Source organism: Mesorhizobium sp. DxT (assembly GCF_058448885.1).
The window spans coordinates 393,366-410,663 of the sequence record NZ_JBZFLJ010000002.1 but is presented as its reverse complement, the minus strand read 5'-3'; the positions used below and the strand labels follow the sequence as shown (position 1 = coordinate 410,663).

General features: G+C 63.9%; 15 protein-coding genes. 10 read left to right on the top strand and 5 right to left on the bottom strand.

Going from position 1 to position 17,298, the window contains the following annotated elements:
• Positions 1–73 precede the first annotated feature (73 nt).
• The 3 genes from ACVJNE_RS06080 (at position 74) to ACVJNE_RS06070 (ending at position 2,438) form a co-directional block, all read left to right on the top strand.
• On the top strand, positions 74–295 hold the full coding sequence (locus ACVJNE_RS06080) for a DUF1674 domain-containing protein (protein WP_173188997.1): 222 nt from the start codon (positions 74–76) through the stop codon (positions 293–295).
• 62 nt (positions 296–357) lie between these two features.
• Positions 358–816 (top strand): thermonuclease family protein, encoded by a 459-nt coding sequence (locus ACVJNE_RS06075; protein WP_499563849.1) that lies wholly within the window; start codon positions 358–360, stop codon positions 814–816.
• Between the two features lie 287 nt (positions 817–1,103).
• Positions 1,104–2,438 (top strand): vWA domain-containing protein, encoded by a 1,335-nt coding sequence (locus ACVJNE_RS06070; RefSeq protein ID WP_499563847.1) that lies wholly within the window; start codon positions 1,104–1,106, stop codon positions 2,436–2,438.
• Between the two features lie 279 nt (positions 2,439–2,717).
• Here ACVJNE_RS06070 and acs read toward each other — a convergent pair whose 3' ends face one another.
• A complete protein-coding gene (acs, locus tag ACVJNE_RS06065; RefSeq protein ID WP_499563845.1) occupies positions 2,718–4,673 on the bottom strand; it encodes an acetate--CoA ligase in 1,956 nt (651 codons plus the stop codon).
• A gap of 312 nt (positions 4,674–4,985) precedes the next feature.
• On the opposite strand from acs, the gene ACVJNE_RS06060 reads away from it, so the two are divergent.
• Positions 4,986–5,258 (top strand): usg protein, encoded by a 273-nt coding sequence (locus ACVJNE_RS06060; protein WP_499563844.1) that lies wholly within the window; start codon positions 4,986–4,988, stop codon positions 5,256–5,258.
• A gap of 24 nt (positions 5,259–5,282) precedes the next feature.
• On the opposite strand, the gene ACVJNE_RS06055 is transcribed toward ACVJNE_RS06060, so the two are convergent.
• Both ACVJNE_RS06055 and ACVJNE_RS06050 read right to left on the bottom strand, forming a co-directional pair.
• Positions 5,283–6,317 carry an aldo/keto reductase gene (locus ACVJNE_RS06055; RefSeq protein ID WP_499563842.1) on the bottom strand — a complete coding sequence of 345 codons (1,035 nt, stop codon included), beginning with the start codon at positions 6,315–6,317 and terminating at the stop codon, positions 5,283–5,285.
• A 38-nt stretch (positions 6,318–6,355) separates the two neighbouring features.
• Positions 6,356–7,549 (bottom strand): MFS transporter, encoded by a 1,194-nt coding sequence (locus tag ACVJNE_RS06050; protein WP_499563840.1) that lies wholly within the window; start codon positions 7,547–7,549, stop codon positions 6,356–6,358.
• 119 nt (positions 7,550–7,668) lie between these two features.
• Between ACVJNE_RS06050 and ACVJNE_RS06045 the strand changes: the two genes are divergently transcribed.
• Entirely contained in the window at positions 7,669–8,577 is a 909-nt protein-coding gene (locus tag ACVJNE_RS06045) for a LysR family transcriptional regulator (RefSeq protein ID WP_499563839.1), read from the top strand.
• Between the two features lie 12 nt (positions 8,578–8,589).
• On the opposite strand, the gene ACVJNE_RS06040 is transcribed toward ACVJNE_RS06045, so the two are convergent.
• Positions 8,590–9,252, bottom strand: coding sequence for a YggS family pyridoxal phosphate-dependent enzyme (locus ACVJNE_RS06040; RefSeq protein ID WP_499563837.1), 663 nt, complete (start codon positions 9,250–9,252; stop codon positions 8,590–8,592).
• A 144-nt stretch (positions 9,253–9,396) separates the two neighbouring features.
• Here ACVJNE_RS06040 and leuS point away from each other — a divergent pair, with 144 nt between their 5' ends.
• The 3 genes from leuS (at position 9,397) to ACVJNE_RS06025 (ending at position 13,707) form a co-directional block, all read left to right on the top strand.
• The gene (gene leuS, locus ACVJNE_RS06035) at positions 9,397–12,036 is read left to right on the top strand and encodes a leucine--tRNA ligase (RefSeq protein ID WP_499563835.1); all 2,640 of its coding nucleotides are present in this window, start codon (positions 9,397–9,399) and stop codon (positions 12,034–12,036) included.
• Entirely contained in the window at positions 12,023–12,676 is a 654-nt protein-coding gene (locus ACVJNE_RS06030; protein WP_499563833.1) for an LPS assembly lipoprotein LptE, read from the top strand. Before leuS ends, ACVJNE_RS06030 begins: the two co-directional genes overlap by 14 nt.
• 134 nt (positions 12,677–12,810) lie before the next feature.
• Positions 12,811–13,707, top strand: coding sequence for a GNAT family N-acetyltransferase (locus ACVJNE_RS06025; protein ID WP_499563831.1), 897 nt, complete (start codon positions 12,811–12,813; stop codon positions 13,705–13,707).
• A 16-nt stretch (positions 13,708–13,723) separates the two neighbouring features.
• Here ACVJNE_RS06025 and fsa read toward each other — a convergent pair whose 3' ends face one another.
• Positions 13,724–14,377 (bottom strand): fructose-6-phosphate aldolase, encoded by a 654-nt coding sequence (gene fsa, locus ACVJNE_RS06020; RefSeq protein ID WP_173189016.1) that lies wholly within the window; start codon positions 14,375–14,377, stop codon positions 13,724–13,726.
• A 90-nt stretch (positions 14,378–14,467) separates the two neighbouring features.
• Between fsa and ACVJNE_RS06015 the strand changes: the two genes are divergently transcribed.
• A complete protein-coding gene (locus ACVJNE_RS06015) occupies positions 14,468–16,648 on the top strand; it encodes a primosomal protein N' (protein WP_499563829.1) in 2,181 nt (726 codons plus the stop codon).
• Positions 16,649–16,749: 101 nt separating this feature from the next.
• On the top strand, positions 16,750–17,145 hold the full coding sequence (locus tag ACVJNE_RS06010) for an AGROH133_08824 family phage infection protein (RefSeq protein ID WP_499563827.1): 396 nt from the start codon (positions 16,750–16,752) through the stop codon (positions 17,143–17,145).
• The last annotated feature ends 153 nt before the right edge of the window (positions 17,146–17,298 follow it).

Here is a 17,298-nt window from a genome sequence, read left to right as displayed (position 1 = left end):
CGATCCCGCCCGGCGAACCGTCTATATGATGGGCAGCGATCAAAGGAAATTCAATGTTTCGAGGGAAAGCCGCATGCGTGACGCGCCCGTGACCGAACCATCGGAAACCCGGGACGAAACCGCGCCCAGGCCGCTAAGCGATGCCGCGCGCCGTGCACTCGCCGAGGCAGAGGCCCGCCGCGCGCAGTCACTGAAGCGCGAAGCCGAAAGACCGAAGGAGCTCGGTGGACGCGACGGGCTCGATCCCGCCCGCTACGGCGACTGGGAGGTCAAGGGAATGGCCAGCGACTTCTAGGCTCGGGTAACAACCTTGCAGGGGTGCTTGCGCACAGATCATGATAGGAATATGATCCTAAAATGACCTATGCGCGGCTCATATCGATAGCCATTTGTGTTTTCTGGTTGCTCCCAGCGTCAGCTTCCGAACTCGTGGACGGGCCGGTCAAGGCACGCGTGCTGCGCGTCATCGACGGAGACACCTTCGAGGCAGAAGCGCTTGTGTGGCCGGGGCACAGGGTACGGGTTGCCGTGCGTATCCGAGGCATAGACGCGCCTGAGCTGCGCAGCCGCTGCCGCGCGGAAAGGCAAGCGGCCATGGAGGCGAAGGTCGCACTTGAGCGGCTGATCGAGGGGCGGCAGGTGGTGATCTCGCATGTCGGCGGCGGCAAATATTACGGCAGGGTCCTTGCCGATGCGGCAATCGCGGCAGGCCCGTCGATCGCGGAAACCTTGATTACCCAAGGTGTGGTGCGTCATTATGGGAATGGGCGCCGTGTTCCATTTTGCGACAATCGCGATGCCAACAGTGCAAGTTGATCTGAAATGAAACACAAAAATCCCGGATAGCCGACGAGCCGGTTTTCTTTTGTCTCAACGCGTTAACCTGTCACCAACCACGCCGACAGCTTCAGCCAGTAAAAAACAGGACCTTAACGTATTTCGCGCCTTATCGACCGTGATTTCGCCCGCACCGGCCCATCGGATGCAGGGCTATGGCGAACGATGTCACTTGTTGTGAACGGAGACAGGCGATGCGGAAGGTCGGGGGTTTTGGGCGGCTCGGAGCGCGCTTCAGGCGCAATCGAGGCGGTAATTTCGGGTTGATGATGGCTGTGACAGCACCGCTGCTGGTGCTGGCATCGGGCTACGGCCTCAACGTTGCGCAGATATCGATTACGAAGTCGAACCTGCTCGCGGCGCTGGACTCGGCGGTGACATCCACGGCCCGCGATCTGACGACGGGCGTCATCACCAAGGATGAGGCGCGGGGCGTTGTCGAAGCCTTCCTCCTTGCCAACGGACAGCGCGCCTATGCCGAAGAAGGCCGGCTGACGCTGGACAGCATCGTTATCGATCCCGTGGCCCGAACGGTGGAAGCAAAGGCAAGCGTGGAACTCGACCTTGCCTTCGCCCTGTTCGGCACCGCGAACCATCAGAAAGTTACAGCCGAATCCGCAGCGATCTACTCCGACCGCAAGATCGAGATCGCCATGGCGCTCGACTTGACGGGCTCGATGAAAAAGGCCGGATCGGACGACAAGCTCGGCGACCTCCAGGATGCAGCCAAGAATGCGGTCAATCTGCTGTTGAGCGGTAAGAACCTGGACGATCGTGTTCGGATCGCGCTCGTTCCCTACGCCAACTCTGTCAATGTCGGGCCGACCATAGCCTACAAGTCGGTCTACATCGAAAAGAGCAAGTCGGATCGTGGCAGGACCGTTTCCAACACCAATCTGGTCAATCTCGTTTCGGGTTTGCTGCGCCCTGACAACTGCGCGACAGAGCGCAAGGGCATCCATCAATATGAGGATGTCGGCCCGGATGTCGTCATGGTCAACAGGGATTATCTGCTGACCGATTTCGCCAAAGGTTACTACGATCCCAACCTGCGCAAGAACTTTGGGGCAAGCCGCTCGTGTCCGAGCGCGACGATCGTGCCGCTGACAAGCAACGCCAAGACGTTGACCGACGCTATCGGTAAGTTTGCTGCGGAAGGGGGAACCGGGGGCCATATTGGGATCCAATGGGTGTGGTACATGCTTTCAGATAAATGGAAGGACGTCGTCGGAAGCGCGGCCGAGGCCGGACCTTATGATGCCGAGAAAGTCGGCAAGTTTGCGATCCTGATGACGGATGGAGAGTTCAATCTTGGTTTCGATGGGGCCAACGAGGTTTACGAGGCCTATGGTTCGGTCGCCGCCGCGCGATCTATTCCCCACGCCAAGAGACTATGTGCTGAAATGCGCAAGGCGGGAATCAACGTCTTCACCATCGGGTTTAAGTTGCCCAACAATGCTGCGCGCGATTTGATGAAGGATTGTGCGTCGCCCGCGACCAGTGGCGTTACCTTCTTCTACGACACGTCGTCGGGTTCAGAACTCGACCAGGCCTTCAAGGCTATCGTCAAGAACATCGAGAGCCTGGCTCTCACCAAGTAACCGACTTCCTCAAAGGCAAGAAAAAGGGCCGCTCGAAAGAGCGGCCCTCGTGTTTCCGTTCCGTGGCGCGACCCGTGGCGACAACCTTAGCCGAAGCTCAGGTCGCCGGCCGCGCTTCACGCGCCTGTCAGGAAGACTGCTTCCCGAAAGGACGATCCGCCGGGACCACGCTACGGAACATGGAATCACTCGACATTGGATCACCTCCTTTCAGTTCGTTGAACACATGCCCAATGTGGGACAGTCAGGACGTTTTCGCAAGTCCGCGCTTACGCGACGTCACTTCTTCTTGTTTTGTCGGTTCTCGACCAGATCGTCCACCACACCGGGATCGGCGAGCGTCGAAGTGTCGCCCAGCGCACCGAAATCGTCCTCGGCGATCTTGCGCAGAATGCGCCGCATGATCTTGCCGGAGCGGGTCTTGGGCAGGCCGGGTGAGAACTGGATCAGGTCGGGTGAGGCGATCGGGCCGATCTCCTTGCGCACATGGGCGACCAGTTCCTTGCGCAACGCGTCGGAGCCCTGCTCACCGGCCATCAGGGTAACGTAGCAGTAGATGCCCTGGCCCTTGATGTCGTGCGGATAGCCGACGACGGCGGCCTCGGACACCTTGTCGTGGCTGACCAGTGCCGATTCCACCTCGGCCGTGCCCATGCGGTGGCCCGACACGTTGAGCACGTCGTCGACGCGGCCGGTGATCCAGTAGTATCCGTCCGCGTCGCGCCGGCAGCCATCGCCGGTGAAATACTTGCCCTTGTAGGTGGCGAAATAGGTCTGGATGAAACGGTCATGGTCGCCATAAACCGTGCGCATCTGGCCGGGCCAGGAATCGACGATGCAGAGATTGCCGTCGGCGGCACCCTCGAGCACGTTGCCCTCATTGTCGACGAGCTGCGGCTGGACCCCGAAGAAGGGCCGCGTCGCGGAGCCTGCCTTGAGGTCGGTCGCGCCGGGAAGCGGCGTGATCAGGATGCCGCCGGTCTCGGTCTGCCACCATGTGTCGACGATCGGCACCTTCTTCTCGCCGACGACATTGAAATACCATTCCCAGGCTTCCGGGTTGATCGGCTCGCCGACCGAGCCCAGCACCTTCAGCGTCTTGCGCGAAGATTTCTTCACATGGTCGTCGCCAGCGCCCATCAGCGCGCGGATGGCGGTGGGCGCGGTGTAGAAGATGTTGACCTTGTGCTTGTCGACCACCTCCCAGAACCGGCCGGCGGTGGGATAGTTGGGCACGCCCTCGAACATCAGCGTCGTCGCGCCGTTGGCGAGCGGACCGTAGACGATGTAGGAATGGCCGGTCACCCAGCCCACGTCGGCTGTGCACCAGTAGATGTCACCGTCATGGTAGTCGAAGACGTATTGATGCGTCATCGAGGCGTAGACGAGATAGCCGCCGGTGGTGTGCAGCACGCCCTTCGGCTTGCCGGTCGAGCCGGAGGTGTAGAGGATGAACAGCGGGTCCTCGGCCTTCATCTTCTCTGGCTTGCACTCAGGCTTAACCGAGCGCACCTCGTCGTGATACCAGAGGTCGCGGTCGCTCTCCCAGCCGACCTTGCCGCCCGTGCGCCGCACCACCAGCACGTTCTTCACCTTGACCTTTTGCCTTGTGGCGATGTCGATCGCCTTGTCGGTGTTTTCCTTGAGCGGAATGCTACGGCCGCCGCGCAGACCCTCGTCGGCGGTGATGACGAAGGTCGATTCGCAATCGACGATGCGGCCTGCCAGCGCGTCGGGCGAGAAGCCGCCGAAGACGACCGAGTGCACCGCGCCGATGCGGGCGCAGGCGAGCATCGCGTATGTCGCCTCGGGGATCATCGGCATGTAGATGGTGACCCGGTCGCCCTTCTTGACGCCGTGCTTCTTCATCACGTTGGCCAGCCGGCAGACGTGTTCGTAGAGCTCGTTATAGGTGATCTTCTTGTCGTCGTAGGGGTTGTCGCCTTCCCAGATGATCGCAACCTGATCGCCGCGCTTCTTCAGGTGGCGGTCGATGCAGTTGTAGGCGACGTTGGTCTGGCCGTCCTCGAACCACTTGATCGAGACCTTGCCGGAAAACGAGGTGTTCTTGACCTTCGTATAGGGCTTGAACCAATCGATGCGCTTGCCATGCTTGCCCCAGAACTTCTCCGGGTTCTTCACGCTGTCCCGATACCATTTCAGATAGGTGTCGTTATCGATCAGCGCGCCTTTCTTCCACGCCGGCTGGACGCGATGAAGCTTGACGTCGGACATGTTTTTTTCTCCCCGGATTGTTCAGCCCTCCCGCGTGCGCGGGCCGGCAGGCGAAGGATGGTCGCCATTCGCGGCGCATTATTACCAATTCGCGCCGGGCCACAACATTAGACCTTGTGGTCAGGGCATGCACGCGCCACCGTCTATGCCAGACGAGCCCGAGACGCGCTGTCAGCACTCGCGCATCGATGCTGCTAAATTGTTGGAATCGCGTGATAAAACTGTCGTGATCGCGGGTGAATGCGTAGACGGTTAACCAGTTTCCGGGCACACTCCGCACGTGGAGGAGATAACGGCGACGGGAAATCCATCATGTCCGACAACGCGGAAATGGAACTGATGCTCAAGGGCTACGGGCTGACGACGGCTGAAATCCTCTACCACATGCCCGACCACCCCGGCCTGTTGCAGACCTTCATCTGGCAGCACTACGACATCGCGCCGAAATTCCCGGCACTCTACCGGTTCATCGACTTCTGGCAGGAAAAGATAGAGGGTGCGCTGCATTCGGTGGCCTACACCCACCGAAAGCTGATCGCGCCGAACGAATGGCGCAACGTCGCCGGCCAGTTGCAACTGCACTGACCGGCGACGCGTGGGGCCTGATTTCTAGACTGCGGGTGGGTTCAGGCGGGCGAAACCTTCCTGGCGGCGATAGGGGAAATGCGGGTAGGGGGCGGTGACCTCGCTTGCGGCGTCGAGCCTGGCGACCTGCTCCGGTGTCAGCGACCAGCCAACCGCGCCGAGATTCTGCCTAAGCTGCTCCTCGTTACGCGCGCCGATGATGACGGACGAGACGGTCGGGCGCCGCAGCAGCCAGTTGATCGCGACCTGCGGCACGGTCTTGCCCGCCTCGCCGGCCACCTCTTCCAGGGTGTCCACGACGCGGAAGAGATGCTCGTCCTCGACGGGCGGGCCGAAGCTTGCCGTGTCGTGCAGCCTGCTGCCTTCAGGCAGTGGCTGGCCGCGCCTGATCTTGCCGGTCAGGCGGCCCCATCCGAGCGGGCTCCAGACCAACGCGCCGACGCCCTCGTCCCGGCCAAGCGGCATCAGATCCCACTCATAGTCGCGGCCGACAAGGGAATAATAGACTTGGTGAGCCACGTAACGCGGCCAGCCATGCCGGTCGGCGGCGGCCAGCGCCTTCATGATCTGCCATCCGGAGAAGTTGGAAACGCCGACGTAACGGAGCTTGCCGTCGCGAACCAGGGTGTCCAGCGTCGACAGGACTTCCTCGACCGGCGTGCCCGCATCGAAGGCATGAAGCTGGAAAATATCGATCCGGTCGGTGCCGAGCCGGCGCAAGGCGTCCTCGACGCCCTTGATCAGCTTTGACCGCGACGAACCGCCGTCGTTGGGGCCATCGCCCATCGGCAGCGACATCTTGGTCGAGATCAGCACGTCGTCGCGCAATCCCTTGAGAGCTGCGCCAAGCACCTCCTCGGAGGCTCCGTTCGAGTAGACATCGGCCGTGTCGAAGAGGTTCACGCCCGCTTCGAGGCAGATTTCGACAAGCCGGCGCGCTTCGGTGGCATCGGTGTTGCCCCAGGCGCCGAACAGCGGGCCGGCGCCACCGAAGGTGCCTGCGCCGAAGCTGAGGGCCGGTACCTTGAGGCCGGAGGCTCCGAGACGTCGATATTCCATAGTTCGAACTCCTTGCTGGGTCGTTTGTTGGGGAGGGTTTATTCTGCCGCGTCCGGGCAGGCCGGCGCCGGTGGGAGAGGTGCGTCGAGCCGCTGCAGTCGCAGGGCGGCGAGGGCGACGAGCAGCGCTGCCAGCGGCACGAGACCGGCGATCCAAGGGATCGCGCCGAGGCCGGGACCGTGGGCGATTATGAGACCGCCCAGACCGGCGCCGATTGCGTTGCCGAGGTTGAAGGCGGCAATGTTGAAGCTTGATGCCAGGCCCTGACCCGCACCCTCGGCCTTCTCCAGCACCCACATCTGCAACGGCGCGATGGTGGCGAAGGCGGCGGCACCGAGCAGCCCCACGGCGATAACGGCAAGGATGCGGTTGTGGATCGCGAAGGTCATGGCGAGCAGCACCAGCGACAGGACCACGAGGCTGCCAAGCATGGTCGGCACAAGGCGCCTGTCTGCAAGGCGGCCGCCGAGCAGGTTGCCGACTACGAGGCCGCCGCCAAAGACGAGCAGGATCGGCGAGACGGCGGCATCCGAAAAGCCGGTGATCTGCGTCAGGATCGGCGCGATGTAGGTGAAGGCAGCGAAGACGCCGACCCAGCTCAGAACCGTGGTGAGCAGGCCGAGCAGCACAGGGCCGCGACCGAGCACGGCAAGTGCGCCGCCGGTATCTGCTTCGTCCTCCGTTCGCTCGTCGGACGGCACCAGAAAGGCGATCACCGCCAGCGCCGCGATGCCGACCAGCGTCACGGCCCAAAAGGTCGCCCGCCATCCGTAAGCCTGACCGAGCCAGGTGCCGAAGGGGACGCCGAGGATATTCGCGACGGTCAGGCCGGTGAACATGATCGCGATCGCCGACGCCTTCCGGTCGGTCGCGACGAGGTTCGTTGCAACCACAGAGCCGACGCCGAAGAAGGACGCGTGGGCAAAAGCCGTCAGCACTCGCGCGGCCATCAGAGACCAGTAGTCGGGGGCCAGCGCGCAGGCGAGATTGCCGAGTGTGAAGACCACCATCAGGCTCATCAGCAGCGTCTTGCGCGGCCATTTGCCAGTGAAGGCGCCGAGCAACGGCGCGCCGGCCACCACGCCGAGCGCGTAGCCGGAAATGAGCAGGCCGGCCGATGAGATTGTCACGCCGAGATCGGCGCTGACCTCGATAAGCAGGCCCATGATGACGAATTCGGTGACGCCGATGCCGAAAGCGCCGGCGGTGAGTGCATAGAGTGCCAGGGGCATCGGAGGCTCCGTTCGAGACAGGGAATGCGCCTGGGCGGGCGCTTGACCAGAAGATCGTGACCGCGCGCCCTGTGAACCAGCCTTGATGTCGGCATATTTTCTGTGAAATAGATTCCACAATGGCCAGACCCGAGAACAATCGCTCCGGCGAAATGGAAGTGTTCGCGCGCGTTGTGGAGGCGGGCAGCTTCTCCGCTGCCGCCCGCCAGCTCCGCATGACGCCATCGGCCGTCAGCAAGCTGATCGCACGGCTGGAGGCGCGCCTCGGCGCGCGTCTCGTCAGCCGCTCGACGCGCAAGCTGCAACTGACGCCGGAGGGGGCCGGATTCTACGAGAGCGCAACGCGCATTCTGGCCGAAATGCTCTCAGCCGAACGCGAGGCCGCGGCGGGTTCCGCACCGCGCGGGCGGTTGCGCGTCAACAGCTACGTACCCTTCGGCCAGCTCAAGCTGATACCGCTGCTGCCGCGCTTTCTGGAGCGCTTCCCGGAGGTGAGCGTCGACGTCGTGCTGACCGACAATGTGATCGACCTGATGGAGGAGCGCGCCGACGTTGCGATCCGCGCCGGGCCGCTCGGCGAATCAAGCCTGATCGCGCGCAAACTCGGCCAGAGCCCGATGGTGCTGGTGGCGGCTCCCTCCTATCTGGAAAAGCGCGGCGTGCCACAAACGCCGGACGATCTTGCCAGACACAACCTGCTCGCGTTCTGTTTCGTGCGCCATATCAGCGGCTGGCCGTTCGTCGGCGCGCGGGGTGAGACTACGGTGGTCAATCTCTCCGGCAATGCGCTGGTGAGTGATGGCGAGGCGATGCGGCATATGGTGCTTGCAGGCGCCGGAATCGCGCGGCTCGCGCGCTGGCATGTGGGGCCGGACATCGAGGCCGGGCGGCTGGTGGCGCTGCTCGAACCGTTCAACCCGGGCGACACGGAAGTCACCCATGCGGTCTATGTCGGTCAGGGCAAGCACCTGCCGGCGCGCGTACGGGCGTTCCTCGATTTTCTGGTGGAGACGGTGCGGATGACGTGAAGGTGCGGGCCTTCAGCGCGCACCGAAGATGGCCGAGCCGACCCTCACGCTGGTCGCGCCGAAGCGAACCGCCGCCTCGTAGTCGCCGGACATGCCCATGGAGAGCTTTTCCACGCCGGCCTCGCGCGCGAGCTTTTCCAGCAACGCGAAATGCGGTCCCGGATTCTCGTCGAAAGGCGGGATCGCCATCAGCCCCTCGATCGCGAGGCCATGGACGTCGCGACAGCGCTTGACGAAAGCAACCGCCTCCCGCGGGTCGATGCCGGCCTTCTGCTCTTCCAGCCCGGTATTGACCTGAACGTAGAGGCGCGGCGCCTTGCCCTGCTTGTCTATCTCCCTGGCCAACTCGGCGGCGATCTTCTCGCGGTCGACGGTCTCGATGACATCGAAAAGGGCAACAGCTTCCTTCGCCTTGTTGGATTGCAGCGGGCCGATCAGGTGTAGTTCCAGATCGGGGAAGTGCTCGCGCAGCGCCGGCCATTTCGACTGCGCCTCCTGCACCCGGTTTTCGCCGAAGACGCGTTGTCCCGCCTCGATCACGGGTCGGATGTCGTCGGCATCAAAGGTCTTGGACACGGCGACGAGCGTCACCACGCCGGCAGTACGGCCGGCCTCCTGTTCGGCTACCGCGATGCTGGCCTTTACCGTCTCAAGCCGTGAAACCGCCTCGTTCATGGTCCAAATCCGCTGTTTTCATTGCCTGCGCGCCCGCCACGGTTGACGGGTCCGGGAAACCGTGGTGAAGGCATGGCACTTCTTTCAAGCGACCTTCACTTTGAGAAGTGTGAATCCCAGCGTCTTTTAGGTGAAATTCCGGACATGGCAACCGAACGATACAATCCCCGCGCATCCGAACCCAAATGGCAGAAGGCTTGGGACGATGCGAAGCTCTTCGAGACGAAGAACGACGCGCCGGGCGAGAAGTATTACGTGCTCGAGATGTTCCCGTACCCGTCGGGTCGCATTCACATGGGCCATGTGCGCAACTATGCCATGGGCGACGTGGTCGCACGCTACAAGCGCGCGACGGGCTTCAACGTGCTGCATCCGATGGGCTGGGACGCATTCGGCCTGCCGGCGGAAAACGCGGCGCGCGACAACAAGGTCAATCCGCGCGACTGGACCTACGCCAACATCGAGACGATGAAGGGCCAGTTGAAGACGATGGGCCTGTCGCTCGATTGGGCGCGTGAGTTCGCGACCTGCGACCCGTCCTACTACCGCCACCAGCAGAAGATGTTCCTGGACTTCTGGAAGGCCGGGCTGGTCGAGCGCCGCAACGCCAAGGTCAACTGGGACCCGGTCGACATGACCGTGCTCGCCAACGAGCAGGTGATCGACGGCCGGGGCTGGCGCTCGGGCGCGCCCGTGGAGCAGCGCGACCTGACGCAATGGTTCTTCAAGATCACCTCGATGGCGCAGGAGCTGCTCGACGGGCTTGAGACGCTGCCGCGCTGGCCCGAGAAGGTGAAGCTGATGCAGTCCAACTGGATCGGCCGCTCCGAAGGCCTGCAGATCCGGTGGAAGCTGGACCCTGCCTCGGCGCCTGCGGGCGAGAGCGAACTGGAAGTCTACACGACCCGCCCGGACACGATCTTCGGGGCCTCGTTCATGGCGATCGCCGCGGACCATCCGCTGGCGAAGAAGGCAGCCGAGAACAATCCCAAGCTGGCCTCGTTCATCGAGGAGATCAAGCGTGGCGGGACCTCGGCGGCGGAGATCGAGACCGCGGATAAGAAGGGTTTCGACACCGGCATCCGAGTCGTCCATCCGTTCGACGAGAGCTGGACGCTGCCGGTCTATGTCGCCAATTTCGTACTGATGGACTACGGCACCGGGGCGATCTTCGGTTGCCCCTCGGGCGACCAGCGCGACCTCGACTTCGCCAACAAATACGGCTTGCCCGTGGTGCCTGTCGTGATGCCGGAAGGCGCCGACGCGGCGACATTCCAGATCACCGAGGAAGCCTTCACCGACGACGGCGTGATGATCAACTCGCGCTTCCTCGATGGCATGAAGCCGGCAGAAGCCTTCGACGAGGTCGCGCAACGTCTGTCGGGCGTGACCATTGGCGGGCGGCCACAGGGCGAGCGCAAGGTTCAGTTCCGCCTGCGCGACTGGCTGATTTCGCGGCAGCGCTACTGGGGCTGCCCGATCCCGGTTGTCCACTGCGACGATTGCGGTGCGGTGCCAGTGCCTGCCGACCGGTTGCCGGTGCGGTTGCCGGACGACGTTTCGTTCGACAAGCCTGGCAATCCGCTCGACCATCATCCGACCTGGAAGCATGTCGCCTGTCCGAACTGCGGCAAGGATGCCCGGCGCGACACCGATACGATGGACACGTTTGTCGACTCGTCGTGGTATTTCGCCCGGTTCACTGACCCGTGGGACGAGGCCCAGCCGACGGACCTCGCCTATGTGGACGGGCCGAACGGGTGGCTGCCGGTCAACCAGTATATCGGCGGCATCGAGCACGCGATCCTGCACCTGCTCTATTCGCGCTTCTTCGCGCGGGCGATGAAGGTTACCGGCCACCTCAACAGCGTCGAGGAGCCGTTTCAGGGCCTGTTCACACAAGGCATGGTGGTTCACGAGACCTATAGGCTGGGCGGCGGCGCCAACGGAACCTGGGTGACGCCGGCAGAGGTCAAGGTCGAGGAGACCGATGGGACGCGGCGTGCCAGCATGATCGCCTCCGGTGAGGACGTCACGATCGGGCCGATCGAGAAGATGTCGAAGTCGAAGAAGAATGTCGTCGATCCGGACGACATCATCGCCGGCTACGGAGCCGATACGGCGCGCTGGTTCATGCTGTCGGATTCGCCGCCCGAGCGCGATGTGATCTGGACGGAAGCGGGCGTCGAAGGCGCGCACCGCTTCGTGCAGCGTGTGTGGCGACTGATTTCCGAGATCGCGCCCGCGATGGCCGGTGTGGCGCCTGCGCCCTCGCGGGAGGGCAATGCCGCTCCCACCTCGAAGGCCGTCCACAAGACGGTGAAGGCTGTCGGCGAGGACATCGAGAAGCTCGGCTTCAACAAGGCGGTCGCGCGGCTTTACGAGCTGGTCAATGTGCTTTCGCCGCAGGTTGCGGGCGCAGGCGCAGCCGACGCGACCACCAAGGCGGCGCTACGCGAGGCGGTCGAGGCGCTGGTGCGGATGATCGCGCCGATGATGCCGCACCTGGCCGAGGAGTGCTGGGCGGCGCTGGGCGGCGAGGGTCTGGCGGCGAATCAGCCATGGCCGGAATTCGACGCGGCGCTGGTCGTCGACGACGAAATCGTGCTGCCCGTTCAGATCAACGGCAAGAAGCGCGGCGATTTGACAATCGCGCGAAACGCGGATCAATCTGCCGTCGAGGAAGCAGCGCTTGCGCTGGATGTGGTGCGTGCTGCGCTCGAGGGAAAGCAGCCGCGCAAGGTGATCGTTGTGCCGCAGAGGATCGTCAATGTCGTCATCTGATCTGGGACACGCGCACCGCAAGCCCGGTCTGCACAAGCGGTTTGTGACTCTGATTTCCGTCGTGGGGCTGGCGGTTGTCGCCGGCTGCACGGTCCGCCCGCTTTATGGCGATGTGACGTCGGCGACCGGGCCACAGGCTTTCGCATCCGCACGGCTCGAATCGATCGAGATCGCGCCGGTGGACGACCGCGTCGGCCAGGAAGTGCGCAACCACCTCATCTTCCTGCTCGGCGGCGGCAAGGGCCAGCCGGCATCGCCCGCCTACAAGGTGCAGCTTTCCGTACGCGTGACCGACGCGCGCGCGAGTTCGATCAACACGAGCCGCGTGAACCTCGACCCGACATCGGGCATCGTCACCGTTCAGGGCTCGTATGTGCTAACCGATGCCAGCAATGGCGAACGTATTTCAGCCGGTACGCGCTCCGTTCAGGCGCCGTACGATATTCCGCGGCAGGAATTCGCAGCACTCAGGGCCGTCCGCAACGCCGAAGACAGGGCATCGCGCGAGCTTGCCGAAGTGCTGCGTCTGGCGCTTGCCCAGGAGCTGGAGCAATCCACCTCCAAGGTTGCGCCGGCAGACGTTCCCGTAAGTCCCGAGGAAGCCCAGAAGCTGGGGCAGGACGAATCCGAGGAATTGTAGGGCCAGCCGTGAACGGGCTTCAAAACGAGATGGAACCTTTCCCGATGCGTGGCGTTTCAACTTGTGGGAGAGTTCGGCCTGTCACTGCGCTGTCACTTTCCTAAGCCAGTCATGGCCCGACGGAGTGGTTGCCAATGGAATTCAGGTCGATGCCCGGTTCAGTGGTCTCAGCGCTTGAGAACGAACGAGCCGGTTCGGAAGTGAAGCATATCGTCGATCAGCTTATCGCCGAGCGCGCGACCCGGCTTTCCCGCAGTCCACTCTGGCCGGTCCTGCGGCCGATCATCTATCGCACCTTTCACTACCGGCAGGCCGTGTCCATGGCGAACGACATCGGTCCGATGTCCGGCTGGGACGCGTTCGACTATCTGAGTCGCCTGCTTTCGCTGGACGTTACGGCGACGGGGACCGAGAACCTTCCGAAAGAGGGCGCGTTCATTCTTGCGCCTAGCCATCCGACCGGCATTGCCGACGGCATCGCGGTCTTCGACCTGCTCAAGGGATGCCGGCCCGATATGGCGATTTTCGCCAACCGCGATGCGCTGCGCGTGGCGGCGGGTTTCCGCGACCTGATCATCCCGGTGGAATGGCGCCAGGGGGAGAAGTCGCACTCCAAGAGCCGCGACACGCTCGCAATGACCGCGCGCGCTTTCGGCGACGGCAAGGCGGTGGTGCTGTTCCCTTCCGGGCGTATTGCCTACTGGAACGAAGGCAAGCTGACCGAACGGCCGTGGCAGGGATCGGTGGTCGCACTTGCCCGGCGGTTCGGCGTCCCGGTCGTCCCGGCCCGTCTCACGGCGCGCAATTCCGGCCTGTTCTACCTTCTGTCGAAATATTCGACCGAACTGCGCGACATGACCGTCTTTCATGAACTTTTGAACAAGAAGAAGGACGCTTTCCGCATCACCATCGGAAAGCCGATCGCGCCTGACCTTCTCGACGGCGAGCCGGGCGAGGTCGCCGCGCTCCTGCAGCAGCACACGGTCGAAAAAATGGCGGCCGACCCGGCCGCCATCTTCACGCGATCATAATCCGCAGCGAACCGGCTCAGCCGATCTTCTGGCCGGTCTTTGCCCAGTCGGCGAGGAAGGCTTCCAGGCCCTTGTCGGTCAGCGGGTGCTTGACCAGCGCCTTCAGCGTTGCCGGCGGCACGGTGGCGACGTCGGCGCCGATCAGAGCGGCCTGCTTGACGTGGTTCACGGTGCGGATGGAGGCGGCGAGGATCTCGGTGTTGAAGCCGTAATTGTCGTAGATGGTGCGGATCTCGGAGATCAGCTCCATGCCGTCGACGCCCATGTCGTCGATGCGGCCGATGAAGGGCGAGATGAAGGTCGCGCCGGCCTTGGCGGCCAGCAGCGCCTGATTGGCCGAGAAGCACAGCGTGACGTTGACGAGGCGGCCGCCGGAGGTGATCGCCTTGCAGGCCTTCAGCCCGTCGAGCGTCAGGGGCACCTTGATGCAGATGTTGTCGGCGATTTTCGACAGCACGTCGGCTTCGCGCATCATCTCGTTGTATTCGGTCGCCACAACCTCAGCCGAGACGGGGCCTTCGACGATCGAGCAGATTTCTTTGGTAACTTCCGTGATGTTGCCGCCCGATTTGAGGATGAGCGAAGGGTTGGTGGTCACGCCATCCAGAAGGCCCAAATCGTTGAGCTCGCGGATTTCCTTCACATCGGCGGTATCGACGAAGAACTTCATGGTCTCTTTCCCTGACAGTCTGGCGACGGTGGCGCCGTCGCTTCGCATTGGCCCTTGCTCTAACGCACGAAGCGGGCAAGGTCACGTCCGATGAGCGAAGATTCGTCCAGAAACAGAATCGTTCCCGTGCTGGTGCCGATGCCGGCGGAGCGGCCCTATTCCTATGCGGTGCCCGATGGCATGGTTGTCGGCCCGGGGTCTATCGTGCGCGTGCCGCTTGGTCCGCGCGAGGTGGCGGGCATCGTCTGGGACACGCCGACCGACAGGGTCGACGCGAAGAAGCTGCGGCCGATCAGCGAGGTGTTCGACTGTCCGCCGCTGGCCGACGCCGACTGCCGGTTCGTCGATTGGGTTGCGGCCTACACGCTGTCGCCGCCAGGCATGGTCGCGCGCATGTTCCTGCGCGCGCCAGCCGCATTCGACCCCGAGCCGCCGCTGGAAGGGCTGGTCTTTGCCGGCGGCGAACCCGAGCGGGCGACGGCGGCGCGGGCTCGCGTGCTGGAACTGGCGCGCGACGGCATGGCGTGGACGCGTTCAGGCCTGGCGCATGCGGCGGGCGTCTCACTCACGGTTGTCGATGGCCTCAAGGCACAGGGTCTGTTCGAAACCGTCAAGATTCCTCCACCGCCGGTCGTCGCCGCGCCCGACCCAGCCTATGGTGCGGCCGACCTGACGCCCGACCAGCGGGATGCGGCGGGCACGTTGCGCGACAAGGCGCGTGGCGGCTTTTCCGTCACGCTGCTCGACGGCGTGACCGGTTCGGGCAAGACGGAGGTCTATTTCGAGGCGATCGCGGCGGCTGTGGAAGCCGGCCGGCAGGTGCTGGTGCTGGTGCCCGAAATTGCGCTGACGGCGGCCTTCCTCGATCGCTTTCACGATCGCTTCGGCGCCAAGCCTGCCGAATGGCATTCCGATCTGTCGCCAAGGATGCGGGAGCGCGTCTGGCGGCAGGTTGCGGAAGGCCGGGTACGGGTGGTGGCCGGCGCGCGCTCTGCACTTTTCCTGCCGTTCAACGATCTCGGGCTGATCGTCGTCGACGAGGAACACGACCCTGCCTACAAGCAGGAGGACCGTGTCTATTACTCGGCGCGCGACATGGCCGTGGTGCGCGGTCATATCGGCGGCTTTCCCGTGGTGCTGGCATCCGCAACGCCGGCCGTGGAGAGCCGCGTCAACGCCGATCAGGGGCGATACGAGCGCGTCGTCTTGCCGGCCCGTTTCGCGGAAGCCGCGATGCCGGACCTACGCGCCATCGACATGCGCCGCAGCCCGCCGGCGCGCGGCGGCTTCCTGTCGCCGGTCCTGCTGGAACAGGTGGAAAAGACGGTCGCGCGCGGCGAACAGGCGCTGCTCTTCCTCAACCGCCGCGGCTATGCGCCGTTGACGCTGTGCCGCGTCTGCGGCCATCGCTTCCAGTGCCCGAGCTGTTCGAGCTGGCTGGTCGAACACCGGTTTCGCGGGCAGCTCGTCTGCCACCATTGCGCCCATACCGAGCCGCGTCCGGAAGCCTGTCCCTCATGCGGTGCGCTCGACCATCTGGTCGCCTGCGGGCCGGGCGTGGAGCGGATCGCCGAGGAGGTGGTGGGACGCTTCCCCGACGCGCGCACCATCGTCCTGTCCTCGGACATGCTGGGCGGCGTGAAGCGGCTGCGGCTGGAGCTTGACGCGATCGCCAAGGGCGAGGCCGACATCGTCATCGGCACCCAGCTTGTCGCCAAGGGGCACAATTTCCCGAATATGACGCTGGTGGGCGTGGTGGATGCCGATCTCGGCCTGGCAAACGGGGACCCGCGCGCCGCCGAGCGCACCTTCCAGCTCCTGAGCCAGGTGACCGGCCGCGCCGGCCGCACCGGGCGCAAGAGCCTCGGCCTGATCCAGACCTACCAGCCCGCGCATCCGGTGATGCAGGCGCTCGTCTCAGGCGATGCCGAATCGTTCTACGAACGCGAGATCGCCGAGCGCGAACGCGCCGGGCTGCCGCCATTCGGCCGGCTCGCGGCGATCATCATCAGCGCTGCGACCCGCGCCGAGGCCGAAGGTCACGGTCGGGCGCTACGCCGCGCGGCGCCTGCTGCCGCCGACATCTCGGTGCTGGGACCGGCCGAGGCGCCGCTGGCGCTGGTGGCCGGCCGCCACCGTTTCCGCCTGCTGATCCACGGCGAAAGGCGCTCCGACATGCAGGGCTTCGTCCGTGCGATGGTGGCGGCGGCGGAAAGGCCGCGCGGTTCGGTGCGCGTGTCGGTCGACATCGATCCGCAGAGCTTCTTGTGAGGAGGGTGCTAGGACATGCGCGCCGGCATCGTGCACTCCTGCGCGACAGCACCTCCGGCATTCGCTAATGTCGCGTCGCGATTCGATTTGAGGGGATGATCATGGAATTCGCGTTTCCGTGGCCGGTGAGCCAGGGCGAGTGGCTGGCCTGGTCGGCGGCCGCCGTCACTTTGGTGTTCGGTCTGTTGATGCTGTTCGCACCCGGTCTCACGCTCAAGGCGCTGCGCTTGCAGACCATTCCAGAGCATCCGGAGGCCGTATCCGAGGCACGTGCGACGATGTCGGGCTTTTATGTCGGCAGCGGGCTTGCCTGCATCCTGCTCGCCCAGCCGCTGCTGTACCTGTCGCTTGGCCTGTGCTGGGGGCTGACGGCATTCGGCCGCATCATCTCGATGCTCTCCGACGACGGCAACACGATCTATAACTGGCTGTGGCTTGTGATCGAAATCGCGCTCGCGGGGCTGGCTCTGTCGTTTGCGGTGGGCTTCATCGCCTGATTCAGCGCCAGGCTCGCACCTTCGCGCGCTGACTGCGACAAAACTGCCGCAAATCCTTACCTTTCGCCTTGTTGCGAGTCGGGAAAGCCTGTGCTAGACGGCAAGCGACTTTCGGCAGGGGGATGCGGCAAGCCCATAGTTCCGGCTGAGAAA